This window comes from Alsobacter sp., assembly GCF_059501845.1.
On sequence record NZ_JCACDK010000001.1, the window covers coordinates 162,495 to 188,122 of the forward strand.

At 67.9% G+C, this 25,628-nt stretch carries 23 protein-coding genes; 13 read left to right on the plus strand and 10 right to left on the minus strand.

From position 1 onward, the window contains the following. The first annotated feature begins 10 nt into the window (after window positions 1-10). The 7 genes from AC5JCN_RS00790 to AC5JCN_RS00820 all read left to right on the plus strand — a co-directional run bounded on the left by AC5JCN_RS00790 (window position 11) and on the right by AC5JCN_RS00820 (window position 7,096). Window positions 11-910 carry a carbohydrate ABC transporter permease gene (locus AC5JCN_RS00790; protein WP_495753095.1) on the plus strand — a complete coding sequence of 300 codons (900 nt, stop codon included), beginning with the start codon at window positions 11-13 and terminating at the stop codon, window positions 908-910. Between the two features lie 3 nt (window positions 911-913). Continuing rightward, entirely contained in the window at window positions 914-1,729 is an 816-nt protein-coding gene (locus tag AC5JCN_RS00795; RefSeq protein ID WP_495753096.1) for a carbohydrate ABC transporter permease, read from the plus strand. Further along, window positions 1,726-2,622, plus strand: a complete 897-nt coding sequence (locus AC5JCN_RS00800; RefSeq protein ID WP_495753097.1) for a PfkB family carbohydrate kinase — start codon at window positions 1,726-1,728, stop codon at window positions 2,620-2,622. Before AC5JCN_RS00795 ends, AC5JCN_RS00800 begins: the two co-directional genes overlap by 4 nt. 48 nt (window positions 2,623-2,670) lie before the next feature. Next, on the plus strand, window positions 2,671-3,402 hold the full coding sequence (locus tag AC5JCN_RS00805; RefSeq protein WP_495753098.1) for a cyclase family protein: 732 nt from the start codon (window positions 2,671-2,673) through the stop codon (window positions 3,400-3,402). Window positions 3,403-3,481: 79 nt separating this feature from the next. Then, window positions 3,482-4,210 (plus strand): SDR family NAD(P)-dependent oxidoreductase, encoded by a 729-nt coding sequence (locus tag AC5JCN_RS00810; protein ID WP_495753099.1) that lies wholly within the window; start codon window positions 3,482-3,484, stop codon window positions 4,208-4,210. Window positions 4,211-4,469: 259 nt separating this feature from the next. Then, window positions 4,470-6,008, plus strand: a complete 1,539-nt coding sequence (locus AC5JCN_RS00815) for an acyl--CoA ligase (protein WP_495753100.1) — start codon at window positions 4,470-4,472, stop codon at window positions 6,006-6,008. Window positions 6,009-6,097: 89 nt separating this feature from the next. Then, the gene (locus tag AC5JCN_RS00820) at window positions 6,098-7,096 is read left to right on the plus strand and encodes a 2-dehydropantoate 2-reductase (RefSeq protein ID WP_495753101.1); all 999 of its coding nucleotides are present in this window, start codon (window positions 6,098-6,100) and stop codon (window positions 7,094-7,096) included. A 136-nt stretch (window positions 7,097-7,232) separates the two neighbouring features. On the opposite strand, the gene AC5JCN_RS00825 is transcribed toward AC5JCN_RS00820, so the two are convergent. From AC5JCN_RS00825 to AC5JCN_RS00850, 6 genes are all read right to left on the minus strand, one after another. Beyond that, window positions 7,233-7,541: a putative quinol monooxygenase gene (locus tag AC5JCN_RS00825; protein ID WP_495753102.1), complete on the minus strand. Its 309-nt coding sequence runs from the start codon at window positions 7,539-7,541 to the stop codon at window positions 7,233-7,235. A gap of 44 nt (window positions 7,542-7,585) precedes the next feature. Further along, window positions 7,586-8,557: an ABC transporter permease gene (locus tag AC5JCN_RS00830; protein ID WP_495753103.1), complete on the minus strand. Its 972-nt coding sequence runs from the start codon at window positions 8,555-8,557 to the stop codon at window positions 7,586-7,588. After that, window positions 8,547-10,133 carry a sugar ABC transporter ATP-binding protein gene (locus tag AC5JCN_RS00835; protein WP_495753721.1) on the minus strand — a complete coding sequence of 529 codons (1,587 nt, stop codon included), beginning with the start codon at window positions 10,131-10,133 and terminating at the stop codon, window positions 8,547-8,549. The genes AC5JCN_RS00830 and AC5JCN_RS00835 overlap by 11 nt, the downstream gene beginning before the upstream one ends. A gap of 29 nt (window positions 10,134-10,162) precedes the next feature. Beyond that, window positions 10,163-11,332 carry a levoglucosan dehydrogenase gene (locus AC5JCN_RS00840; protein ID WP_495753104.1) on the minus strand — a complete coding sequence of 390 codons (1,170 nt, stop codon included), beginning with the start codon at window positions 11,330-11,332 and terminating at the stop codon, window positions 10,163-10,165. A gap of 102 nt (window positions 11,333-11,434) precedes the next feature. Then, complete coding sequence (locus AC5JCN_RS00845; RefSeq protein ID WP_495753105.1) at window positions 11,435-12,553, minus strand: substrate-binding domain-containing protein; 1,119 nt, start codon at window positions 12,551-12,553, stop codon at window positions 11,435-11,437. 51 nt (window positions 12,554-12,604) lie between these two features. Further along, window positions 12,605-13,426, minus strand: coding sequence for a sugar phosphate isomerase/epimerase family protein (locus tag AC5JCN_RS00850; protein WP_495753106.1), 822 nt, complete (start codon window positions 13,424-13,426; stop codon window positions 12,605-12,607). A gap of 337 nt (window positions 13,427-13,763) precedes the next feature. Between AC5JCN_RS00850 and AC5JCN_RS00855 the strand changes: the two genes are divergently transcribed. Both AC5JCN_RS00855 and AC5JCN_RS00860 read left to right on the plus strand, forming a co-directional pair. Then, entirely contained in the window at window positions 13,764-15,092 is a 1,329-nt protein-coding gene (locus AC5JCN_RS00855) for an ROK family protein (RefSeq protein WP_495753107.1), read from the plus strand. Between the two features lie 70 nt (window positions 15,093-15,162). Then, window positions 15,163-16,161, plus strand: a complete 999-nt coding sequence (locus tag AC5JCN_RS00860) for a substrate-binding domain-containing protein (RefSeq protein ID WP_495753108.1) — start codon at window positions 15,163-15,165, stop codon at window positions 16,159-16,161. 218 nt (window positions 16,162-16,379) lie between these two features. On the opposite strand, the gene AC5JCN_RS00865 is transcribed toward AC5JCN_RS00860, so the two are convergent. Continuing rightward, window positions 16,380-16,898, minus strand: coding sequence for a hypothetical protein (locus AC5JCN_RS00865; protein WP_495753109.1), 519 nt, complete (start codon window positions 16,896-16,898; stop codon window positions 16,380-16,382). A 212-nt stretch (window positions 16,899-17,110) separates the two neighbouring features. Between AC5JCN_RS00865 and AC5JCN_RS00870 the strand changes: the two genes are divergently transcribed. From AC5JCN_RS00870 to AC5JCN_RS00885, 4 genes are all read left to right on the plus strand, one after another. After that, window positions 17,111-18,175 carry a catalase family protein gene (locus AC5JCN_RS00870; protein ID WP_495753110.1) on the plus strand — a complete coding sequence of 355 codons (1,065 nt, stop codon included), beginning with the start codon at window positions 17,111-17,113 and terminating at the stop codon, window positions 18,173-18,175. Between the two features lie 147 nt (window positions 18,176-18,322). Further along, window positions 18,323-19,474, plus strand: coding sequence for a class C beta-lactamase (gene ampC, locus AC5JCN_RS00875; RefSeq protein WP_495753111.1), 1,152 nt, complete (start codon window positions 18,323-18,325; stop codon window positions 19,472-19,474). A gap of 154 nt (window positions 19,475-19,628) precedes the next feature. Further along, window positions 19,629-20,450: a helix-turn-helix domain-containing protein gene (locus AC5JCN_RS00880; protein ID WP_495753112.1), complete on the plus strand. Its 822-nt coding sequence runs from the start codon at window positions 19,629-19,631 to the stop codon at window positions 20,448-20,450. Next, window positions 20,443-21,762: a vWA domain-containing protein gene (locus AC5JCN_RS00885; RefSeq protein WP_495753113.1), complete on the plus strand. Its 1,320-nt coding sequence runs from the start codon at window positions 20,443-20,445 to the stop codon at window positions 21,760-21,762. The genes AC5JCN_RS00880 and AC5JCN_RS00885 overlap by 8 nt, the downstream gene beginning before the upstream one ends. Before the next feature lie 92 nt (window positions 21,763-21,854). Here AC5JCN_RS00885 and AC5JCN_RS00890 read toward each other — a convergent pair whose 3' ends face one another. The 3 genes from AC5JCN_RS00890 to AC5JCN_RS00900 all read right to left on the minus strand — a co-directional run bounded on the left by AC5JCN_RS00890 (window position 21,855) and on the right by AC5JCN_RS00900 (window position 25,486). After that, on the minus strand, window positions 21,855-22,877 hold the full coding sequence (locus AC5JCN_RS00890; RefSeq protein WP_495753114.1) for an ABC transporter permease: 1,023 nt from the start codon (window positions 22,875-22,877) through the stop codon (window positions 21,855-21,857). 31 nt (window positions 22,878-22,908) lie between these two features. Beyond that, window positions 22,909-24,459: a sugar ABC transporter ATP-binding protein gene (locus tag AC5JCN_RS00895; protein WP_495753115.1), complete on the minus strand. Its 1,551-nt coding sequence runs from the start codon at window positions 24,457-24,459 to the stop codon at window positions 22,909-22,911. Between the two features lie 64 nt (window positions 24,460-24,523). Continuing rightward, on the minus strand, window positions 24,524-25,486 hold the full coding sequence (locus tag AC5JCN_RS00900; protein ID WP_495753116.1) for a substrate-binding domain-containing protein: 963 nt from the start codon (window positions 25,484-25,486) through the stop codon (window positions 24,524-24,526). Between the last annotated feature and the right edge of the window lie 142 nt (window positions 25,487-25,628).

Below are 25,628 nucleotides of genomic sequence, written 5' to 3' on the forward strand. Positions count from 1 at the left end.
AGCGTTCAGCTTGGCATCCGCGACGATGGAGGCGGCCCAGCGGGGCCGCCTTGCTCCCTCCAACTGGGCAACATGGCCGGCGGTGGCGTATCTCATCGTCACCACGCAGGTGCCGCTGCTGGCGACCGTGTATTTCAGCCTGCACAGCTGGAACCTGCTCTATCCCGCCCGCCCCGTGCGCTTCGTCGGGATCTCCAACTTCACCTACATCTTCTCCGACGCGGTGTTCCGCACGGCAATCTGGAACACCGTCTTCTACACCGTCACGGCGGCTATCCTGACGACCCTGATCGGGCTGGGGCTGGCCTTGCTGGTCAACCAGCTCCGCTTCGGCCGGGGGCTCGCCTATTCCATGCTGTTCACGCCTTTCCTGGTGATGGAGACGGTCAATCCCATCATCTGGAAGAACATGATCCTGAACCCGATCTACGGGTTGCTGGCCTTCGCCATGACCTCGCTCGGCTTCGAGCCCATCGACCTCATCACCAATGCGCCGCGCTCGGCCGTGATCCTGATGATGACGTGGCAGTGGGCGCCCTTCATGATGCTGATCCTGCTCGCCGGCCTGCAGTCCCTGCCGCAGGAGTCGGTGGAGGCCGCGCGGATCGACGGCGCCAACACCTGGCAGCTCTTCGGCTACATCACCCTGCCGCACCTCGTGCCCTATCTCGCGGTCGGCATGCTGATCGAGGCGATCCTGTTGCTGCCGGTGTTCGGGCCGATCTATGTCGGCACCTATGGAGGGCCGGGAAACCAGAGCGTCAATCTGATGTTCTCGGTCTACCGCATCCTGACCGAGCAGTACGAGATCGGCCGCGCCGCGGCGGGCGGCCTCGTCACGGCGTTCATGACGACGGTGGTGGCGCTGGCGCTGCTCGCCTATGTGCGCCCCTACATGGAGAGGAACTGAGCCATGGCGTCGCCTTTGCGCCATGGTCTCCTCGTGCTGGCGACCTTCCTCGCCGCATTCGTCATGTGCTTTCCCGTGCTGTGGACGGTGTTCACCGGCTTCAAGGCCGAGTCCGATGCCATCGCCGTGCCGCCGACCTTGTTCGTGCCGCTCACGGCCGAGCACTATATGGGCGCGCTGGCGGGCAGCTATCCGCATTATCTCGGCAACACGCTGATCGCGGTGTTCGGCTCGATGCTGGCAGCCTTCGCGCTCGCCCTGCCGGCGGCCTACAAGCTCGCCTTCTTCCCCGGGCGCAAGGCGAACGACATCCTGTTCTTCGCGCTCTCGACCCGGTTCATGCCCGGCGTCGCGGTGATCGTGCCGATCTTCCTGCTCTACACCAAGCTCGGCCTCATCGACTCGCTGGTCGGGCTCGTGATCATGTACACGACCCTCAACATCCCGATCGCGCTCTGGCTCATGCGCAGCTTCTTCCGCGACATTCCCTTCGAACTGATCGAAGCCGGGATGATGGAAGGCGCCAGCCATCGGGTCATCTTCTTCAAGCTCGTGCTGCCGCTCTCCAGGGCCGGGCTGGCGACGACGGCCTTCCTGCTGCTCATCCTCACCTGGAACGAATTCTTCTTCGCCGTGAACCTTTCCGGGCGCGGCGCAGCCACCCTGCCGGTGTTCATGGCCTCCTTCTTCACCAGCGAGGGACAGAGCTGGGCGCGAACCTCGGCCGCGGCGATCCTCGCCATCCTGCCGGTGCTCGCAGTCGGCTGGCTCGCTTCGCGCGCCCTGGTGAAGGGCACGCTCACGGGGGCGGTGAAGTGACGCCGTCGGTCGCCTGCGTCGGGGTGGCGACGCTCGACCTGATCTATGGCGTCGACCGGCTGCCGTCGGAAGACGGCAAGATGCACGCGCGCTCGTATCGGGAAAGCGGCGGGGGCATGGCGGCGAACGCCGCCGTCATCGTCGCCAGGCTTGGCGGCCAGGCCTCATGGTGCGGCCGGCTCGGCGACGACGATCTCGGTCGGCGCATCCTGGACGGGCTGATCCGCGAGAACGTCGACGTCTCCAGCGCCAGACTTTATCCCGGGACTCCATCGCCTCACTCCATCGTCCTCGCGGATCGCAGGGGCGACCGCGCCATCATCCTCTTCCGCCCGCATACGGTAGATCCCGATCCGTCCTGGCTGCCGCTCGGCACTCTCGTGCGCGCGGACGCGGTCCTCGCGGATAATCGCTGGATCGAGGGAGCCGCGGCCGTGTTCGCCGCCGCGCGCGCCGTGGGCAAGCCGGCCATCCTCGATGCGGACGCGGCGGCCGATGCCAGGACCGGGGAGGTGGTGCGAGCTGCGACCCACGCCATCTTCTCGGCGCCGGGCCTGTCCGGCCTCTACGGGACCGACGATCCCGCCGAGGGGCTGCGCCTCGCCGCCCGCGATTGCCGCTTCGTGGCCGTGACCATGGGGCCGGAGGGCGTGCGCTGGATCGGACCGGACGGCATTGCGCGCTCCATGCCGGCCTTCCCCGTCGAGGCGATCGAGACGGTGGGTGCCGGCGACATCTTCCACGGCGCCTTCGCGCTGCGGCTGGTGGAGACTGGCGACGAGCCGACGGCGCTGCGCTTTGCAGCCGCGGCCGCGGCAATCAAGTGCGCAGGTGAGGGCGGACGGGAGAGCTTTCCCGACAGGGGGGCCGTCGAGGCCCTGATCGCGGGCTGAGGACAACGACGACAAAGGTGCGCAGGTACCGAAACGAGGGAGGAAACCATGACGGACAAGGTGGCGGCACTGGGAGACCTCGTGCGCTCGATGCGCTCTGTGGACCTCGCGCCGAAGCTCGAACGCGGCATGCCGAAATTTCCGACCCATCCGCACCTCGTCATCGACCCCACGGTGACTCACAAACGCGACGGCTATTACTGCCAGTCCATCGCCATGGCCGAGCACACGGGCTGTCACTGCGACGCCCCGGCCCACATCCACGCCGATCGCATGCACGAGACGATCGACACATTCCCGGCCGACTGCCTCGTCGGCACGGCGCGCGTCTATGACTTCTCCGACCGCGAGTGGAAGCCGGGGGAAGTGCTGACGCGCGACGACATCCTCGACTACGAGCGCAAGCATGGCGCCCCGGTGGGAGAGGGCGAGATCGCCTTCGTCAACTTCGGCTGGCTGAAGCGCTTCTGGCACTGCGACGCGCGCGCCCACTTCTATGTCAAGAACGAGCCCGGCATGGACGACGGCGTGGCGACCCTGTTCCGCGACCGGGGCGTCAAGGCCGTCGGCGCCGATACGGTCGCCTGCGAGACCCCGATCGTCGACGGCGTGATGGGCGACGCGCCAGGCCACAGCCGGCATTGGCTGCCTCACCGGATCCTCATCCTGGAATGCGTTGCCCGGCTCGAACTGCTGCCGCGCAGCTGCTTCGTCTTCATGGCGCCGTTGCCCATCGAGAACGGCTCCGGCTCGCCGCTTCGTCCTCTCGCCTTCTTCTGAGGCGCGCTGTCCTGCCGCACGCGGTCCGTGCCGCGCACCGGACCGTTGTCCCCCGAACACGCTATCGAAAGTGCCCGCCATGACCACGCCAATCCCCGGTCCGGATTTCAGTGTCGCCGGAAAGACCGTTCTCATCACCGGTGGCGCGGGCGGGATCGGCGGCGCCTTTTCCCAGGCATTCCTCGCGCACGGGGCGCATGTGATCGTGGCGGACGTGGCGCCGCCCAAGGAGCCTGACGCCCGCATCCGGTATGAAATTCTCGACGTGCGCGACGACGCGGCTGTGGACGCGCTGGCTGCCGGGATCGAGACACTCGACGCGGTCATTCATTGCGCCGGACGGCTCTTTCGCTGGGAAGAATACAAGCCGGACGTGTTCAAGGACGTGCTCGACATCCACCTCGTCGGGGCGCTGCGGCTCGCCAATGCCTTCCGGCCGCACCTCGCGCGCACAAGGGGATGCCTCGTCAATATCGGGTCCATGTACTCGTATTTCGGCGCGCCGCAGGTGCCCGCCTATGCGGCCGCCAAGACGGCCATCATCTCGTTGACGAAATCGCTCGCGATCTCGTTCGCCGCCGAGGGCATCCGTGTGAACGCCATTGCCCCCGGCTGGATCAAGACGGAGATCAGCCGCGGCGGGCGCGAGAACCCCGAGTTCAACGCCAGGGTGGTCGCGCGCATTCCCGGCGGAGAATGGGCGGAACCCGAGGATCTCGCCGGCACGGCGGTCTTTCTCGTCTCGCCCGCCTCGCGGCTCATCAACGGGGTGACCATCCCCGTGGACGGTGGATATTGCGCGAGCTGACGGCCATCCGCGCATCCACTTCCAGTAGCCAGAAGGTGTCGGGAGGAGCGGATCAGATGTCGCGGCGGCGCCGGACTCCCAGATCATGGAAGCGGGCGTTTCATCTCGAGGCGCAGCTTCGGCGCATTCCCTTCGGGCGTCTCCGGTGACCTCTTCCGATCCTTCATGTTAACAGTCGATCACTCGCCTTCGCCCGTGAACCGCCCGGGTCTGCGGTGCGAGTGCGCAAGATGCCGATAGCAGGCCGGAGACACGCGTCATGTCGCAAACGATCCAAGCGCTTCTGCAGCGCGGTGCGGAGGCCTCGCCCGCTATCGACGCTCCTGACCGCCCGACGCTGACCTATGGCGGGTTGCGCGACCTCGCCGGCCGGACCCAGGCGGCGCTGAATTCCATGGGCGTAGGGCGTGGGGATCGCGTGGCCATCGTCCTGCCGAACGGCCCCGAGATGGCGACCTCCTTTGCGACCATCGCCGCCAGCGCGACGACCGCGCCGCTGAACCTTGGCTACCGCGAGGACGAGTTCGACTTCTACATCACCGACCTGAAGGCCAAGGCGCTGGTCGTGGCCCGCGACTATACCGGCCCCGCGCTGGCGGTTGCCGCCCGCCATGGGGTGCGCATCGTCCGCCTCGACACGGATGCCTCCAGGCCGGCCGGCTGGTTCGACCTGTCGTCGGAAACAAGCGGAACGGCGACGGACGCCACCACCGGTTTTGCCGGCCCGGACGACGTGGCGCTCGTCCTGCACACCTCGGGCACCACGTCGCGACCCAAGATCGTGCCGCTTCTCCAGCGCAACGTCACGGCGTCCGCGCGCCACATCGGCGAGACGCTGCGCCTCACGGCCGAGGACCGCTGCCTCAACATCATGCCGCTCTTCCACATCCATGGATTGATCGCGGCCGTGCTGTCGTCCTTTGCCGCGGGCGGGTCGATCTGGTGCTCGCCGGGCTTCAACGCGCTGTCCTTCTTCTCCTGGCTCGAGGCGGCCAGGCCGACCTGGTACACTGCCGTCCCGACGATGCACCAGGCGATCCTCGCCCGGGCCCCGCGCAATGCCGGCATCATCGCGGCGACGAAGCTGCGCTTCATCCGGTCCTCCTCGGCCTCGCTGCCGCCCCAGGTCATGACGGCGCTCGAGGAGACCTTCGGCGCTCCGGTCATCGAGAGCTACGGCATGACCGAGGCGAGCCACCAGATGACCTCGAACCCTCTGCCGCCGCTCGTGCGCAAGGCGGGTTCGGTCGGGCTCGCGGCGGGCCCGCAGGTGCGCACCGCAGATGAGAGCGCGGACACGTTGCTGCCGGACGGATCTCTGGGCGAGATCGTGATCTCCGGCCCGAACGTGACACCGGGCTACGAGGCCAATCCGGCAGCGAACCAGAGCGCCTTCTTCGAGGCCGAGGGCCAGCGCTGGTTTCGCACCGGCGACCAGGGCCGGTTCGACGAGGAGGGCTTCCTGCGGATCACGGGGCGCCTGAAGGAGATCATCAACCGCGGCGGCGAGAAGATCAGCCCGCTGGAGGTCGACGAGGTGTTCATGGACCATCCGGCCGTGGCGCAGGTCGTCACCTTCGGCATTCCCCATGACAGGCTCGGCGAGGAGGTGGGGGCGGCCGTCGTGCTGAAGCCGGAGACGAGCGCCACCGAGCAGGATTTGCGCAGCTTCGTCGCCGAGCGGCTCGCGGACTTTAAAGTGCCGCGCAAGCTCGTGATCCTGGACGAAATCCCGAAGGGAGCAACGGGAAAGCTGCAGCGGATCGGACTGGCGCAGAAGCTGGGGCTGACTGCTTAGGTCGAGAAGTCCGACACCTCGCGATCCGCGGGCGGCGCGGCTTTGCATGATGCCGTTTGCGGCCTGCCCAGAAGGACACGGATAGTCCGATGAAGATCTGCATCTACGGCGCCGGCGCGATCGGCGGGTTCATGGCCGCCAAGCTCGCCAAAGCGGGGGCGGAGGTAAGCCTCGTGGCGCGCGGGCCGCATCTCCAGGCGATGCGGGAGAAGGGCCTGACCCTCATCGAAGAGGGCGAGCGCTGGACCGTGCCTGTCCGCGCGGCCGAGAATCCCGCCGAACTCGGCGAGCAGGACTATGTCGTCGTCACGCTGAAGGCCCACTCCGTTCCCGGGGCCGTGCCCTCCATGCAAGCCCTTTTCGGACCGGACACTACGGTCGTGATGGGCGTCAACGGCGTCCCGTGGTGGTACTTCTACAAGCTCGGCGGCCCCTTTGAGGGGCGGCGCCTGCACGCCGTCGATCCCGGCGACGCGCAGTGGAACGGGATCGGCCCGGAGCGGGTGCTGGGCTGCGTCGTCTACCCGGCGGCGGAGGTCGTGGAGCCGGGCGTGATCCTGCACGTCGAGGGAAACCGGTTCAGCCTGGGCGAGCCGTCCGGAGAGAAGACCGAACGGTCCGAGACCCTGTCGAAGCTCCTGGCCGCGGCCGGCCTGAGGGCTCCCGTCCGGCCGAAGATCCGGGACGAGATCTGGGTGAAGCTCTGGGGCAACCTGTCGTTCAATCCGATCAGCGCCCTTACCCTTGCGACGCTCGACGTGCTGTGCGCCGATCCCGGCACGCGCGCGGTGGCCCGCAACATGATGCTCGAGGCGCAGGCCATCGCCGAGAGTCTCGGCGTCAAGTTCCCCATCGACGTCGAGCGGCGGATCGACGGCGGCGCGGCGGTGGGCGCGCACAAGACCTCCATGCTCCAGGATCTCGAGCGAGGCCGTCCGCTGGAGACCGACGCGCTCGTGACCGCAGTGCAGGAGATGGGAGCTCTGGTCGGCGTGCCGACCCCTACGATCGACACCGTGCTCGCGCTCGTCAGCCTGAAGGCGAGGACGGTTCAAGGCGGGTCCGTCCGGGATCCGGCCCGGCCCTGAAGGGGGCCCGGCATGGTGATGCCCCTGATCCTGGCCCGCGGTCCGGGACGCTGCGTGAGGCTGGACCCGCGCGGGCCCATGCCGCCAGTCTCTGACGCTGCCCAGGACGGGCAGAACGTCCGTGCTGATGCCAGGCTTACCTCACCCGCGGGCTGAGCATGACGATCTCGCGGATCTCCACCGGCCGGGCGAGGAGTTCGTCGGCGTGGTCCATCAGCGGCTTGAGATGGGACTGCGTGAGGTGCCAGTCGAGATCCGCGCGGCTGACCCAGTTCTCGTAGAAGATGAATGTGCATGGATCCTTGGCGTCGACATGAAAGTCATAGTCGAGGCAGCCGGGCTCGGCGCGGGTCGGTTCGACGAACCCCGCCAGGATCTCCTGCAGGCGCTCGCGTGTCTCGGGCTTGGCGACGACGGTACCGATGATCGTGCAGCCGGGCTTCATGGTCGTGGTCCTTCTTGCTCGAGGTCTCGATCAGGTGACGGCGCTCAGCGCCGGGCCTGGCTCAGCGCCACGGCCAGGATGATGATGCCGCCGCGGGCGATGAGTTGCTGGCTGAACTCCAGGCCCATCAGGATCAGGCCGTTGTTGATGAGGCCGATCATGAGGGCGCCGACGATCGTGCCGACGACGGTTCCCGCCCCGCCGAAGAGGCTTGTGCCCCCGAGCACGGCGGCGGCGATGACGGAGAGCTCGTCGCCCTCGCCGAGCTGGAAGCGGCCGGATTGCAGGCGGCCCGCATACAGCATGCCGGCCAGCGCCGCAGCCATCGACGAAATGACCAGGACGCGCAGCTTCACCGAACGCGTGTCGATCCCGGAATAGCGCGCGGCCGTCTCGCCGCCGCCCGTGGCAAGGACCCGCCGTCCGAAACTCGTGCGGCGCAAGACGATGTGGCCGATGACGCCCAGGACGAGCATCCAGATCAGGAGCACGGGGATGGCTCCGATCTTTCCACCGCCGAAGACCCAGGAGTATCCGGGGTTGATGATGGGGACCGCGGCCGTGTTGCTGATCCACATCGCGACGCCCTTGGCGATGCCCATCATGGCAAGCGTCGTCAGGAAGGACGGGATGCCGATGCGTGTCGTCAGGAGCCCGTTGACGAGGCCGACGACGAGCCCGGTGCCGAGGCCGGCGACGATGCCCGCAAAGGGCCCTCCGACGTCGATGGCCATGGCGGTGACGACGGAGGAGAGGCCGGCGACGGCGCCGATCGAGAGATCGATCTCGCCTGCCGACAGGACGTAGGTCATGGCAATCGCCATCACGGCGATCATGGCGGTCTGGCGAACGATGTTCAGGAGATTGTTCGGGTCGAGAAAACCCTTGTCGTGCAACGCCAGCGCGAACAGGGCGAAGATCACGACGAAGCCGATATAGATGATGTTCTGCCGCCAGTTGCCGAGGCCCGTGCGCTGCACGAGGGACGTGGCGGGCGAAAGCGCCTCAGTGGCCATGGCGAAGCTCCGGTGCTGGGGGACGCAGGAAGGGCGCGTCGGCGGCCTTGCGGGTGACGGACTGCTGGACGGCGATCTGGAGACGGCGCTCGGCCGCCTGGAGCCGCAGAACCGGGTCTTCATCGTCCGGACCGGCGTCGTCGAGGTCGCGCCGCTCGATCATCCCGGCGATGCGGCCGCCCGCCATCACCGCGATGCGGTCGGATGCGGCGAGGAGTTCAGAAAGCTCCGAGGAGATCATCAGGACGGCCTTGCCCGAGCGGGCGAGCTCTCGCACCAGGCCGATGATCTCGGCCTTGGAACCGATGTCGATGCCGGCCGTCGGCTCGTCGAGGACGAGGATGTCGGGTTCGGTGGCGAGCCATTTGCCGATGACGACCTTCTGGGCGTTGCCGCCGGAGAGGGTGCGGACAGGCGCGTCGCGCGACGCCGTCTTGACGCGCAGCCCCGCAATCTGCCGGTCGGTCAGGTCCCGGGCCTTCTTCCTGTCGAGGAAGGCAAAGCGGGACAGGCGGTCGACGACCGCCATGGTCATGTTTGTGGCGACGGAATGGGCCGGGATGAGACCCTGGCGCAACCTGTCCTCCGGCACCAGGGCAATGCCGCGCGCGATCGCGTCGGCCGGGTTGCGTAAGACGACGCGGGTGCCGTTCACCAGGACTTCGCCGGCCACGAGGGGATCGATCCCGGCGATCAACCGCGCGAGCGCCGAGCGGCCCGAGCCGAGGAGCCCGGCGACCCCGACCACTTCGCCCCGGTGGACGGTGAGGTCGATGTCGCGTGGCTTCTCGCGGCCGCAAACGCCCCTCAGCTCCAGCAGGGCTTCGCCCCGCGTGGCATCGCTGCGCGCCACGTCCGACAGACCGCGCGAGCGCTTGCCGACGATGTGCTCGATCATCGCCTCGAGCGGCAGGTCGGCAAGGCTGGCCGTGATCACCTTGCGGCCATCGCGCAGGATCGTCGCGCGGTCGGCAATGCGCGTGATCTCGTCCATGCGATGCGAGACGTAGATGATGGCCACGCCGTCCGCCTTCAGGCGACGCAGGAAGGCAAAGAGGCGGTCGACATCCTCGGCCGACAGCGCCGTTGTGGGTTCATCCAGGATGAGGACCCTGGCATCCTGCGAGATGGCCTTGACGATCTCGGTCAGTTGGCGCTGGCCAGCACCCAGCGAGCCGACGAGCGCGTCGGGATCGACCGATGCGCCAAGTGCCTCGAACCAGCGCTTGGCCCTCGTCACGGATGCGGCATCGTCGATCAGCCCGAGACGGGTGCGCGTCTCCCGGGTCAGGGCGATGTTCTGCGCGACGCAGAGCGTCGGGACGAGGCTCATCTCCTGGAAGATCATGGCGATCCCGGCCTTGCGGGACGTTTCCGGGTCGCCGTCGCCGAGCCTCACGCCGTTGGCCTCGACATTCCCCTCGTCGGGAACATGGACGCCGTTCAGCACCTTGAGGATCGTCGATTTTCCGGCGCCGTTCTCGCCGAGGAGGGCGTGGATTTCCCCGGCTTCGACCTCCAGGTCGACATCGACGAGGGCGCGGACGCCCCCGAAGGCTTTCGACACGCCGCGCATGGTGACGGCGTGGGCCGCCGCTGCACGGGTCACGGCAGCACCTTCACCCACTGGCCGCACTCTCCGGACGCGAGCAGGGCGTCGGCGATGCGGTTGATGCGATAGCCGTCCTCGAAGTTCGGCGAGGGCTGCTGGCCGGAGACGATCGCGGCCCAGAAATCATGCGCCTCGATGATCTTCGTCTCGGTGTAGCCGATGCCGAGCGCCGGGATCGGCCATAGCGCCGCGCCATAGGGGTGCGCCGGGCCGGTGAAGACGGTGCGAAAGCCGCGCGCGTCCGCCGGATCGTCGGCGAAGAACACCTGGAGCTGGTCACGCTTCTCGTAGTCGAAGGTGATCGAGCCCTTCGTGCCGTGGATCTCGAAGGTCAGAAAGTTGTTGCGGCCCCAGCCGTTGCGGGTGGCCTCGAGCGAGCCGACCGCACCATTGTCGAAGCGCAGGAGCGAGACGACCTCGTCATCGACATCGACCGGGGCGCGTTCGACGTTCGAGCGCTTCTCCGACGCGCCGAGCTTGTCGAAGCCGCCCGACTGCACCGGCCGCGCCGGTACGATCGTGCGCACGATGGCGCTGACCTCGCTGATCTCGCCGACGAGATAGCGGGCGATGTCGACGACGTGGGTGCCGATGTCGCCGACGGCCCCCGACCCCGCTACCGCTTTCTGAAAGCGCCAGGAAAGTGGTCCGTCCGGATCGGCCGACCAGTCCTGGAGATAGGTGCCGCGGAAATTGAGGATCTCGCCGATGCGGCCGTCCTCGATGTATTTGCGGGCGAGAGCGATGGCTGGCGTGCGACGATAGTTGAAGGCCACCATGTGGATCACGCCGGCCTTGCGGACCGCGTCCAGCATCGTCTTCGCCTCGTCGCCGGTGCGGGCGAGCGGCTTTTCCGAGAGGATGTGCTTGCCCGCCTGGGCGGCCGCGATGGCGATCTCGGCATGGCTGTCGTTCGGCGTCACGATGTCGACGGCATCCACGTCCGGCCGAGACACGGCTGCGCGCCAGTCGGTCGTCCATTCCTCGAAGCCGAACCGCTCCGCAGCCTCGCGGGCAAGCGCCTCGGTGACGTCCACCACCACTTTGCGCACGGGAATGGCCGGCGCCGGCCAGAAGAACATCGGCATGCCGGCATGGCCAAGGGCATGAGCCTTGCCCATGAAGCCGCCGCCGATCATTGCGAGGTTGAGAGGTTTGGTCATGGTGTCACCTGGCGAGAAGAATGGTCTGGCGAAGGAAGGAGCCGGCGGGCGCGACAGCGCCGCGCCGGCCCAGGCGTCGCGCCCGGGAGGGCGGCGCGGCGCTCAGTTCATGCTGCCCTTGATCTTGGACGTGGCCTCGGTGCGGTAGACGGTCTTCCACGCGTCGAGGAGGTTGTCCTTAGTGACGGGAAGCGCGTTGAGGGCCACGAAGTCCGGGGCCTTCTTGCCGAGCAGGCCGTAGCCGGCGAGCTTGGCCTCGGTCACGCCCTGATCGAAGGGACGCTGGGCGCCCAGACCCTTGACGAAGCCGCCCTTGGCGATGTCGATCGCGACATTCTCGCCGAGGTCGATCGTGGTGATGACGAGATCGTCCCGCCCGGCATTGCGGGCAGCCGAGATGACGCCCTCGGCCGGCACGTCCCACACCGCCCAGATGCCGTTCAGACCGGGGTTGGAGGTGAGGATGGCGGAGGCTGCCTTCTCGGCGTCGCCCGTGAAGTCCGGTCCGCCAATGCCCTGCTCGGCGACGATCTTGATGTCGGGATAGTTGTCGGCGATCGTCTTCTTGAACGCCGTGTAGCGCTGCTTCGTCACGAAGAAGTCGGCGGCGTGGAAGACGAGGCCGATCTTGCCCTTGCCGTTCAGGGCCTCAGCCATCAGGTGGGCGGCGGCGACGCCGTTGCCGTAATTGTCGGCCGATACGACGCTCACATAGTCCTGCCCGGCCTTCATGCCGGGTGGCACGTTCTCCATGAAGACGATCTTTGTGCCCGCGGCGGCGGCCGCCTTGTAGGCTCCTGCAGTTGCGGCGGGGTCGGTCGGCACGGAGACGATGATCGTCGGCTTCTGCGCCATCACCGTCTCGATGTCGGCGACCTGCTTCTCCGGCTTGAAGCCGGCATCGGTCACCGCGATGACCTTGATGCCCATCTTACCGAACTGGTCCTTGAGGCCCTCGACCTGGGCACGCGACCAGTCATTGCCGCCATAGTGCATGACGATCGCGGCGGTCGCGTTCATCGCCTTGATCTTTGCGATCTCGTCGTCGCCGAGGACGACCGAGGAGGCCGGCGAGGGCTGCTCGCCGAGTGGGCCGGTCGAAAGCACCTTTGTCTGGAGTTCGGCGAGCGCCGCCTTGGGGTCGGCGAAGGCGCTGGTGGAGAGGACGGTTCCGGCGAGCAGGGCCGCCGCCAGAACCGCTCTGCGGGTGACGTTGTTCATGGACGTGTTTCCTTCCCTCTGGTGATCGGCCGACAGGGCGGCCGCTTTCCGTCAGCCGAGCAGTTCGGCGAGGACTTTTCGGCTGCGGGCCGCGCCTTCGGCGGGATCCGGCCATGAGTCGAGTTCCGCGGTGATCCAGCCGTCGAAGCCGGTTTCGAGCAGCGCCCGGACAACGGCGCGGTTGTCGAGCGACCCGGCGTCGAGCGGCGTGAAGGCGAAGGGATCGGGCTGGAAGCCCTTCAGGTGGACGTAGCTGATGCGGTCGCGCAGCTCGCGCACTTGCCTCGCCGGGTCGCCGCCCGCGGCGGCCAGGTGGGCGGTGTCCGGGCAGAAATCGATCGAGGTGTGGTGGAAGACCTCGGTCACGGCCTCGGGGCCCTCCACGATGGTCGTGAGGTGGGGATGGTAGTGGGGGCGAAGCCCTGCCTTGCGGGCGATGGCGACGACCTTCTCCAGCGCAGCGCCGAGGCGCTCGATGTCGCCGGGCCTGGTTCCGCCCGCCCGCTTGGCCCCGCCGCCGACGACCAGATGCTCCGCGCCATGCCGCGCCGCCGCGTCCGCCGCGCGTTCGATGCGCGCCAGCTCCTCGGGGAGGATGTCATCGAAGATGAAGTTGCCGCCCGAATAGGCCGCCACCAGCTTGACCCCGGCCGCGTCGAGGGCACGGGTCAGATCCGCGGGACGATCGGCGTAGTCGAGGAGATTTCCGTCGAACAGCTCCACCCCGGTATAGCCGGCGGCACCGATATCGCGGATGGCGCGCTCCATGTCGCCAAAAGTCCGATAAGTCAATTGCGTGATGGACGTCACGCCGACGGCGTTCCCGCCGAGCGCGCCCCAGCAGTTGGCGTGATATGCCAGCTGTATAGCCATGACCGTTTCTCCCGTCCGAAGGCAAGTGACGTCGCGTTCTGCCAGGAATACTGGCAGATGAGCTTTCCGCACTGGTGCCTTCGCTTGATCCCCGGCAGTTTGTATTCTGCGGTGGTGATTGAGCATTGGACCCGGCGGCCCTTTTGGTCAATCGTCCTTTTGCCGAAAAGGCCGCCACCTTTTGCTGGAAAAATCAGAACCCTTTGCGGGAAAACGTTTTTTGATTAGGATCGAGACCCCGTGTGACGAGAGGATTGGGGAACTCTTGAGGCCTGAAGGGACAAGATCGAACGACGGCGCCTCGCCGAGCGGGCGCGGGCGGGGACGTCCCCGGGTCGTGGACGTGGGACAGGCGAGCCTTGCTGCCGTGTTCTCCACTGTCCGCGACGGCGTCGCCACGACCCGCCCGGCCGTGGAGGAGGCGACCGGCTTCAGCCGCGCGGTCGTCGTCGAGCGCCTGGCGACGCTGGAAGCGTTCGGCCTTCTCGGACCCGGCGATCTCGCGGCTTCGACGGGAGGCCGCGCTGCGCGGAACCTTCGCTTCAGGGCCGAAGCCGGCCTGATCCTTCTCGCCGTTATCGACCGGTCCTCGCTCGCAGTCGGTCTCGCCGATCTCGACGGCATCATCCAGATGGAGCACCACGAGGCCCTGGACGTCTCGGCTGGACCGGAGGCCCTCCTCGACCGTCTCACCATGCTGTTTGTCTGGCTGGGCGAAGAACAGGGGGGCAGGAACGCCGTGTGGGCAATCGGGCTCGCGGTGTCGGGCGCAGCCGCCGCCGACCTCGGTGGAGCCGGGGAGGCCGCCATTTTCGCGTCCGATCCCTCCGATCCCTGGTCCGCCGGCGATCTCGCCTGCGAGCTCGCTGCCCGCTTCGGCGCCCCTGTCTGGGCCCGCAGCAGCACCCAGATGATGACGATGGGCGAACTCCTTGCCGGCACCGGGGTGGGAATACGGGACCTGCTCTTCGTCAACCTGTCGCGCTCGGTCACCGCCGGGGTTGTCTCGGACGGCCGTCTGCACCGCGGCGCGCATGGCGCCACCGGTCTCATCGGCCACATGCCGACCGGCGAAGAGAGTGACGTTCCCTGCCGGTGCGGCATCAAGGGCTGCCTCGAATCCCTTGTCGGCAGCGACGCCGTGGCACGCGAGGGCGCCAGGGCCGCGGCCGACGGACGGAGCCCCTATCTCGCGCAGGTGGTGAAACGCGGCGACCCCATCGTGGCCGCCGATGTCGGGCAGGGTGCGCAGGTCGGTGATGCCTTCTGCGCCGAGTTCATGTCGCGCTGCGGGCGTCTCCTGGGCGCCGGCCTCGCCCCCCTCGTCAACCTCCTGAACCCCGCGCTCGTCGTCCTCGGGGGCAGCGTGCCGCAGACGGGCGACGTGCTGCTGGCGGCGGTTCGGGAGTCCATTTACCGGCTGTCGCACCCGCGGGCGACGCGCGAGCTGCGCATCCTGCGCTCCCAGATGGGCGGAACCGCGGGGCTCATCGGCGCCGGCCGGATGGTCGCCGACGCCCTTTTCGCTGCCGAATTTCTTCCCGACTGGATCGCGCTCGGCACGCCGCGGCGCCTTCCCAGTGTGCAGGCGCGCATCGATGCCTCGCGTGCCGCCCGGCGCCGCCCGCCTTCGCTGCCGGTCAGCGGGCAGGCGGCTGCGTCATGAGCTTGCGCGCCGCGGCAAAGACGGCGAACGTAACGGCGCCGGTCGAGGTGCTCCGGGATCCGGTGGAACGATGACCATCAGCGGGCTGGGACCCAGGGGTGAACGCGCGGTCTCCGCTGAGCAGATCGCGCTCACACAGGCCGAGCGCGATGCGGCGCTGGCGGCGCGCTTCAGCGTCGCCGTGGTCTTGCACACGACAACGAGCGACTGGTCCCGACAGGAACTCGCCGGCATCGTCACCACCCTCGGCGTGCATGGCGCTGCCGTGGTCGACGTCGTGGATTGCGGCTTCGATCGCGAGCGGCAGGCCCAGCAGCTGCGCCGCCTCGCAGGGGAGAGCGTGGACGCCGTCATCAGCATCCCCGTCGGCAACGTGTCCGTGGCGGACGCGCATCGCGCCGTGAGCAGGGCCGGCAAGCGTCTCATCCTGCTCGACAATGCGCCGACCGGCCTGATGCCCGGCACCGACTATGCCGCCGTGGTCTCGGCTGACAATTTCGGGCTCGGCGCCATCGCGGCCGAGCTTCTCTCGCCCTATGTCCCGGAGGAGGGCGTGGTCGGCATCCTGACCTATGCGACGGATTTCTTCGCCACCAACGAGCGCGAGATCGCCTTTCGCAAATGGGTCGCCGCAAACCGTCCGGACGTCACCCTGGTGCGTGGCCGCTTCGGCAAGATCGGCGAGGCGGGTGCGGCCTTCGACTCGTTGATCCTGGAGAACGACGACCTTGAAGGCCTCTTCGTCGCCTGGGACGTGCCGGCCATGAATGCACTTGCCGCCGTGGCTGCGACAGGCCGGCGCCTTCCCGTCACGACCGTGGATCTCGGCAATGCCGTCGCCGCAGAACTTGCCGACGACGGCGCACTCAAGGGTGTCGCCGCCCAGCGTCCCTACGAACAGGGGTCCGCGGCTGCGCTCGCCACGCTCATGGCCCTGACCGGCCGGCAGCCGCCCTCCTGGATCGCCCTTCCCGGCTTCGCCGTCACCCGCGAGAACGTCGTGGAAGCCTACCAGGTCGTCTGGCACCAGCCGGCACCGGCGGCCCTGCGCAAGCTAAGGCGGGAGTGATGGCAGTCATCGCGAGCGCGATGAGCCTCTAGAAAGCTCCCCCTAGGCTGGCGCGTCAGAAAAAATTTGGCAGTGAATGGGGCCACAAAGGCCCTGTCCGGGTACTGCTGCGCCGCAGCCAGCCTTTCCGTTCGAGCTGCCGCAGCACCCGGTGCCGCCCTGTAAACTCGCTGCAGCGTCACCTCAGTTCGCGTGCGGGTTTGGCTCCGCCGCAGGCGTCACCGGCTGTCGCGCTTGGCTTGCGAGACGCTGGCGGCCTTGCGCTGGCGGCCGAGTTCCATGGGGCGGGCGAGATCCTCGCGGCGTCCGCTTGCGACGTTGCGCATGCCCTGGTGGGCGTGGCGGCTGTTGGGCAGGGCCGTGCTTTGGCTTGCCTGCTTCATATCGAGCGCCTTGCGCGCGTTCTCTACGAGGGTGGCAGCGGCGGCGAGGCGGCGGCGGCGCTCGATCTCGCTGTTGAGCCTGCGCATCGCCATGGCCAGGACCTCGACCTTGAGATGTGAGCCGCTGTCGGATCGCGACGCTTCGGCACCCCTTGGGGCCGCCTTGCCGCGCATCTCGCGCCGGCGCTGGAAGGCCTGGGTGCGGGCCTTCTCACGGGCGCCGCGGAGCAGCTTGGCGAGATCGAGCAACTCCTGGTCGCTCAGGTCCTGCACGGCGGGATGATGCGATTTTTCCACCAGCTCACGCTCGCCGTCGTTCAGGGCACGGGCTTCTTCCTTCTGTGAAATGGCCATTGTGTCCCCGGAGTTATCGGCGGCACCCGTCGGCCGCTCCCACAATCATAGGTTGTGCCCCAGCTCGAGCCAAGCCCGGCGGGCTACGCCCTGGCGACCGGCGTGCTCCGGACCGCGTGTACGAGGTGGCTCCTTCGTCCGTCGCAAACGCCCGACAACGAACCCTTCTGCAGACGGCCGCGTTTGAAGCGTGGTCCGTGCAGGAGATCCAGATGCCGCCTCAGAGCGCCCCCATACCTTTCCAACCGTCCTTCGAGCAGGTCGAACCCGAGGCCGAGGCGAAGGTCGCCGCCGAACTCGCCGAGACGATGCTCTCCATCAGCCGCAAAACCTACGCCGATGGCGGTCACGGCCTGCGGAGCGTGCACGCCAAGAGCCATGCCCTGCTGCGCGGGTGGATCGACATTCTCCCGGATCTTCCTGCCGCCTATGCGCAGGGGCTTTTCGCCACGCCCGGGCGGCACGCGGTGGTGCTGCGCTTCTCCTCCGTGCCTGGGGATATCCTGCCAGACAGCATCTCGACGCCGCGCGGCCTTGCCATCAAGGTGCTCGACGTTGCCGGCGAACGCCTTCCAAGCGACGAGGCCGCGGACGTCCAGGACTTCGTGCTCGTCAATGCGCCGGCCTTTGCGGCTCCCTCGCCGAAAGCCTTTCTGGCAAATGCGAAGCTGCTTGCGGCCACCACGGACCGGGTCGAGGGCCTGAAGAAGGTCGTGGCCACCGTCACGCAGGCGACCGAAAGGGTGGTGGAGGCGTTCGGCGGAGAGAGCGCACTCTTGAAGACGCTGGGCGGCGAACCGCAGACCCATCCCGCCGGTGAGACTTACCACAGCCAGACACCGCTGCTGTGGGGCGAATACTTCGCCAAAGTCTCGGTCGCACCTGCTTCTGACCGTCTCAGGGCGCTCACGGGGCAAAGGGTCGCCGTCGGGGACGACCCCGATGGGCTCCGCCACGCCCTTGTCGAGCTGTTCGCCACCCATGGCGGAGAGTGGGATTTGCGGGCACAGCTGAGCACCGACCAGGACGCGATGCCCGTCGAGGACGCATCTGCGGTTTGGCCCGAGGAGAATAGCCCTCACGTTCCGGTGGCGCGGATCACGGTCGACGCCCAGGATGCGTGGACACCGGCCCGCTCCGGGGAGATCGACGACAGGATGGCTTTCAGCCCGTGGCATTGCCTCGCCGCGCACCGGCCGCTCGGGGCGGTGAACAGGGCGCGTCGCGTCGCCTACCCCCGTTCCGCGGCCTTCCGCATGGCGCCTGACCGGGCTTGATCCTCGTTTCGACAGGCGGGTGAGGCGCACAGCCGGACGCGGGTGGACATGATCCCCCGCGTCTTCGCGCCAACCCGGTCTCGCCACGTCCCCGGCCAGATTGTCCCCTCAGGTTGCGGCCCCTTTGGTGATTCACAGAGCGTTCGCATGCATGTCCGCTTCCTTGCTGCCTGCTTCACGGCAGCTTTCTCGTCCGTGCTCTTGGCTGGCGGACCGGCCAGGGCCGATGATTTCGAAACGCAGGCAAAGGCTGCCTTCGCCCCGGTCGTGAAGGAGTTCGACATTCCGGGGCTGGTGGTGGGCGTAACCCGCGATGGCGAGCACCGCTTCTATGCGACCGGCCTGTCGTCGCGTGCGGACGGGCGGCCCGTAACCCCCGACACGCTGTTCGAACTCGGCTCCATCAGCAAGCTCTTCACCGCGACGCTTGCGGCCCTGGCGGAGGTCAGGGGGACGCTGCGCCTCGACGACACCGTCGCGCGACACGTGTGTGCCGGTGCCTGCCGGATTGGAAACGGCCTGTCCCTGATGGACCTCGCCACGCATCACTCCGGCGGGCTGCCCCTGCAGGTGCCGGATACCGTGCCGGACGTGCCGGCTCTCGTGGACTGGCTGAAACACTGGACGCCCGCACAGACGGGGGCGCGGAGCTACTCCAACATCAGCATCGGATTGCTCGGCCATATCTCGGCAAAAGCGCTGGGGATGAGCTACAGCCAGGCGGCGGAGTCCATCCTGTTCCCGGCGTTCGGCTTGCAGAACACCTGGATCACGGTGCCCGAGCGGGCCATGCCGGACTACGCCTTCGGCTATGACCGCAAGACCGAACGGCCGATCCGCGTCTCGCCGGGCGTCCTGGATGCGGAGGCTTACGGCGTCAAGTCCACGGCCCGCGACATGCTGAAGGTGCTCGACGCGGAACTCGGCCTCGGTGAGATCCCGGCCGAGTTGAAGACCGCGATCGCCCGTACCCAGCAAGGCCAGTTCAGGACGGAATGGTTCACGCAGGACATGGTGTGGGAGCAGTATCCCTGGCCAACCAGTCTCAACGCGCTCCTGGCCGGCAATGGGACCGACGTGATCCTAAAACCGCAGCCAATGGAGGCGATCAGCCCGCCTTTGCCGCCGCAGACGAACGTCCTTCTCGACAAGACGGGATCGACGAACGGTTTCGGAGGCTATGTCGCGCTGATCCCGGGCCAGAAGCTCGGCGTCGTCGTTCTCGCCAACAGGAATTACCCGAACGATGCGCGGGTGAAGGCGACATACCAGCTCATCGAGGCGCTCCTGGCGCGGTGAGACAGAGCAGGCCGTGGCTGCGCGTGAGTGTCAGGCCACGGCCGCTCCCTGACCAGCCTAGCCGTCAGAAGCGTCGCGCCCGATGTATGGCCGATGACATTCTCCTATTTTGTAAATATTGACATGTCGAGTTTCGTACTTTAATTGGGAGTGCATGACCGACGAAGCCCTCACTCTCTCCCAACTCGCCGAGCGCAGCGGCGTGGAGGCGCGCACCCTGCGCAGCTGGATGCAGCAGGGTGTCATTCCCGGTCCGGAAAGTGCCGGACGCAACGCCCGTTATGCGGCCTCGACGTTGACACGCGTGCTGGCCGTGAAGGCCATGCGCGAAGTTTACGGCCTGTCGCTCGGCGAGATCCGGCGCGATCTCCTGGCCGCCGACGAGGGCCGGATCGCCGCCTATGCGGCGATGGCAGCGAGCGGAGCCCAGCCGGACGCCCGTTCGGCGTCAGTGCAAGAGGACAGGAGCCCGCCGAAGCCTGCGTCGCCGCCCGATCCTGCTCCTCCTCCGGCGGCGTCGTCGGCGGCCGACTACCTTCGCAGCCTGCGCTCGTTAGGGGTCTTCGGCAGCGCGCCAGGGGCCGCGCCTCCGGGGCCGAAAGCCGGCAGGGCGCTCGCCACGCATTCGTGGTCTTCCGCCGCACCGCTCCGGCACCGGGCGTTGCCAGTGGACAGCAGCGAGGCCGACGGCCCGGCTCCGGCACCCGCATCCCCGACCGGAGAAGAGCCTCACCAGGTCTTCGGCCCGAGCGGTAGCGGTTCGCGCCTTGCCAAGCTGGCCAAGGCCCTGACGCGCATCGCGGGCGCGCGCCCCACCCGCCGCAAGGCCCGCGGCGAGGTGCGCCTCCACATCCCTATCACCCCGGACCTCGACCTCGTCGTTCGTGGGAACCACTCACCCGAGGAGATTGCCCGCTTCGAGCAGGTGGCCGACCTCCTCAGAACAATCCTGACCGGAGGGAGCGACCATGACTGAGACCCTGACCTTGAAGGCTGCCGCCGACCGCTCCCTCGCCTGGGCCGAGGGCAATTCCGTGCGCTACATCGTGGCGACCGTCGAGGCCGCCAAGCCGGCCGAGACGGCGCACAAGCAGGCACCCAAGGTGAACCTGGCGCTCGTCATCGACGCCTCCGGCTCCATGGGTGGCGACAAGCTCGCCAACGCCAAGGCGGCCGCGCGCGGCGTCGCCGAGCGACTGCGCGAGGGCGACCGGCTCACGGTGGTGAGCTTCGCGGAAGACGTGATCGTCCACGCCGACGCGGTGCCGGTCTCCCCCGCGAACCTGCCCGGCATCCTCGACGCGATCCGGGCGCTGGACACGCGCGGCATGACCAACCTATCCGAGGGCTGGCTGACCGGAGCCGAGAAGGTGGCGCTCGCCGCGACCCCGGGCACGCTCAACCGCATCATTCTGCTCTCGGATGGCCAGGCGAATGCCGGCATCACGGCACCCGACGACCTCGCCACCCATGCCGCCGAGCTCGCCAGGCGCGGCATCGCCACGAGCACGGTCGGGATCGGCGACGGTTACGCGATCCCGGTGCTGCAGGCCATCGCCGAGCATGGCGGCGGACGCCTGCACGATGCCGAGCACGGGGCCGAGATCGTCGAGGTGCTGATGGGCGAACTCGGCGAGATCGGCGACGTCGCGGCGCAGAACGTCATCGTCACCCTGTCCGTCCCGGCCACTGCCCGCGCCGCCCTCGTGGGCTCGGCCCCGGTGACGGTCGGGGCAGGGACGCTCGCGGTGTTCGCCGGCACGCTGCTGGCGGGCCGTGCGCGGCAGTTCGTCTTCCGGGTGACGTTGCCGGCCGGGCCCATCGACGACACCCTGCTCTTCGGCGTGACCGCGCGAGGAACGTCCCCGGCCGGAGACGCCATCGAGGCCGCCTCAGCGGAAGTGCCCTTCACCTTCACCGAAGGCGCCCGCAACAGCCGGCAGTCCCGTGACGCCGACGCCACCATGACCGCCGTCCGGGCCTGGCACGCCGACATCGTGCGCAGCGCCGCGCGCATGAACCGTGAGGGCGACCGGCGCACAGCCAAGGCCTATATCGAGCGGGAACTCCGCCATTTCGAGCGCTACGCCGAGGGGCTTCCGGCAGCCCTGGACCTGCTGCGCGAAATCGTGCTCCTGAGGCAGAATGCGGACCGCACCTGGGACGAGCGCACCCGCAAGGAGATGGAGATGAGGTCCTACGTCGTCGCCAGCGCCGGCGCCGATTATCGCTCTACACCGCGCGCGAGCTGGTCGGAGCGGATCAGGAAGACTGCGCCGCGTGAGTGAACGCGAGTCGAGACCGCTCCCGTCGAATGGTACCCGGCCTATACGTCGGGAACGCTGGCGGCCAGGTCGAAGCCTGGTCGACCCGTGGGGTCTCAGGCCGTCTTGCGCGTCTTGACGTAGCGGTCGAAGGCCACGGCGGCGATGATGATCAGGCCGATGATCACCTGTTGGATGTAGGAAGAGACATTGTTCAGGACGAGGCCGTTGACCAGCACGCCGATCAGGGTGGCACCGACCACCGTTCCGGCGATGGAGCCGGCGCCTCCGAAGAGGCTCGTGCCGCCGATGACGACGGAGGCGATCACCGTCAGCTCATAGCCGATGCCGGCCACCGCCTCGGCCGAGTTGAGGCGCCCGTCGAGGACGAAGCCTGCGAGGCCGGCGAAGAAGCCGACGATCACGTAGACGGAGAGGATGATGCGGTCGACGTGCAGACCCGAAAGCCGAGCCGCCTCCGGATTGCCGCCGACGGCGTAGACGTGGCGGCCATAGCGCGTGTGCCGCAGAACGATGTGGCAGATGACGGCGCAGGACAGGAAAAGCACGACGGGAACTGGCACCGGCCCGATCAGACCCTGACCCCACCAGCGGATGTCGCGCTCGAAGCCGGAGATCGGCCCGCCTCCGGAGAACCAGAGCGTCATGCCGCGAAAGGCCGACAGGCCGCCGAGCGTGACCACGAAGGGCGGCACTTTCAGGCGCGTGATGCCGATGCCCTGCAGCAAGCCGCAGAGAACGCCGATGCCGATCGCCGTCAGCATGGCAAGGTACCACGGATTTCCCACAGCCTCGGTCGCATCCAGCGAGAGCGTGTTGCCCGTCGAGCCCTTGGCGACAGCGGCGGCGATGATGCCGGACAGGGCGAGAATGGAGCCGACGGAAAGATCGATCCCGGCCGTCAGGATCACGAAGGTCATGCCGAGCGCGATCAGCCCCGTAATCGAGATCTGCCGCATGACGTTGAAGAGGTTGGTCGGATCGAGGAATCGCGGCTCCAGCAGGGCGAAGACGATCATCATTCCGAGCAGAAAAATCAGCGGCGCGAAGCGGCCGAGCGTCCCCAGCTTGAACCGGGGCGACTTTCCGCCGGCCCCATCCGCCTCGACCCTGCTCATCGCGCCGTCTCCTTCGATCCCGCCGGACGCATCACGCCGCCGCCCCGTTCGTCCCGCCGTCGAGCGTCATCAGCGTCATGAGCTGCTCCTGCGTCGCCTCCTGCGGTGACAGCTCGCCGGTGAGACGGCCTTCCCGCATCGTGACGATCCGGTCGGCGATGGCGAGCACCTCCGGAAGTTCGGAGGAGATCGCGATCACCGCGATGCCGCGCGATGCAAGCTGGTCCAGCAGCTCGTGCACCTCGGCCTTGGCGGCGACGTCGATGCCGCGCGTCGGCTCGTCGACGATGAGGATCCTGGGGTCGAGCGCCAGCCAGCGGGCGAGCACGATCTTCTGCTGGTTGCCGCCGGAAAGATTGCCCACGATCTGGTCCGGCCCGGTCATCCGCACATTCATGGTGGCCTTGAACCTCGCGAGCTCGGCAGCCTCCTTTGTCTCGTCCATGAACCAGGCCGGGCTGAAGCGCTCGAGCGACGCGACGGAGAAGTTGCGCCGGATTGCCTGCTGCAGGAACAGCGCCTGTTGCTTGCGGTCCTCCGGCACGAGGCCGATGCCGTGGCGGATGGCGTCGCGCGGCGAGCGGATGACGACGGGCTGACCGTCGATCTCGATGCGGTCCACCAGAGCGGGATCGGCGCCGAACACGGCACGGGCAAACTCGGTCCGGCCTGCTCCCACGAGGCCGGCTATGCCGAGGATTTCGCCCCCGCGGACGTCGAGATCGATGCCCTTCAGCCTGATAGCGTGAGACGACCGGCCCTGGCCGGCGCTGCGCAGGCCCCGCACCGACAGACGCACCGGACCGGCCTGGTGGCGCACCGCGGGCCGGCGGTAGAGGTCACTGGCCGCACGCCCGACCATCAACTCGATGATGGTCGGGATCGTCAGCCCCTCGCGGTCCCGCACTGCGGCGAGCCGGCCGTCCCGCAGGATGGTGAACCGGTCACAGATGGCCATCGCCTCCTCGAGGCGATGGGTTACGAACATGATGGAGACGCCCTGGTCGCGCAGCGTCCGCATGATCGTCAGCAGGCGGGTGACCTCGGCCTCCGACAATGCCGATGTCGGCTCGTCCATGATGATGAGGCGGGCTCGGACGGACAGGGCGCGCGCGATCTCGACCATCTGCTGCTCGGCGACGGAGAGATCGGAGACGAGAGCCTCGGGGTCGATGTCGAGGCCGATGCGGCGCGTCAGCTCGCGCGTGTCGGCGCGCATCTTCGGCCAGTCGATGAATCCCCCGAAACGTTGCGGCTCGCGGCCGATGAAGACGTTCTCGGCGACCGTCAGCGTCGGAACGAGGTTGAACTCCTGGTAGATCGTGACGATGCCCAGCGCCTGGGCGTCGAGCGGCCGGGCAAGCGTGACCTGCTGCCCGTCCCAGATCACCGACCCCGCGTCCGGCGTCTGCGCCCCGGACACGATCTTCAAAAGGGTTGATTTTCCCGCGCCGTTCTCGCCGAGAAGGCCATGCACCTCTGCACGCCCGACATCGAAGGACACGTCGTCGAGCGCGAGCACGCCGGGAAATCGCTTTGTCAGGCGATCCAGGCGAAGGAGAGCGGGGGCTTTGTCGTTCATCGGCCCTCGCGCGACGCGATGGTCGGAAAGGGGGCGGGAGCCACGAAGGCTCCCGCCCGCGGGATCAGCTCATCTCCCCGACGCGCTCGGCCTTGTCGAGATTATCCTTGGTGATGGCGATCGGCGTCAGCAGCTTGACCTGCGACTCCGGCTTCTTGCCGTCGCGCACAAACGCCACCGCGATGCGCATCGCCTGGCGGCTCTGCTCGCCCGGGAACTGCTCGATGGTGGCCGCCATCGAGCCGTCCTTGACGGCCTTCAGCGCCTCGGGAAGCGCGTCGAAGCCGTAGATGGCGACACCCGTCAGGTTGCGGGCCTTCACTGCCTCGATGGCGCCGAGCGCCATGTCGTCATTGGCGCAGACGATCACGTCAGGCTTGCCCTTGCCGGCGATGCCGGCCTCGGTGACCGGAAGGGCCTCGGCGCGCGAGAAGTTCGCGGTCTGCTCGAAGATGATCTGGTACTTGTCCTTGGCCTTGTCGAGGACGTTGTGCAGGCCCTTGTTGCGGTCGATCGCCGGACCCGCGCCGGGCTGACCCTGCAGGTGGAAGATCTTCGCGCCATTCGGGAAGGCCTTCATGATGGCCTCGGCCTGGGCCTCGCCGCCCTTCACATTGTCCGCGCCGACATGGGCGAGGATACCCGGGACGTTGCGGACTTGGCGGTCGATGGTAACGACGGGCACGCCCGCGCCGACGGCCTGCTCAAGCGCCGGGGCCATGGCATTCACGTCGAGCGGCGAGATGACGATGGCGTCGACCTTCTGGGTGACGGCAGCCTCGACGTCGCCGGTCTGCTTGGGCACCTGGTTCTGGCCGTCGGTCTCGATCAGCTTGATGTCACCGAGCGTCTTGGCCTCGGCCGCAAGCTGCTTCTGCATGTGCACGAAGAAGGGGAAGGACAGGCTCGGCAGCGAGGTCGCGACTGTCAGCGACTTGGCGGCGAAAGCGCGATGGGCGGTGAGCGTCGCCACGGCAGCGATGCCCGTGGAGGCCAGGAAGTGCCTCCGGGTCAGACGATTGGCCATGTTTGGTTTCCTCCGCGGACTCGGCCCGGTTGATCCGTGCCGATTTCTGTAGGCGGGCAGCTTCCACGCACGAGGAGTCCATTGTCAACGCCAAGTCACGGGTACCCCTGCCATGCGACAGGCGCGTTCCACGCGCTGCGCT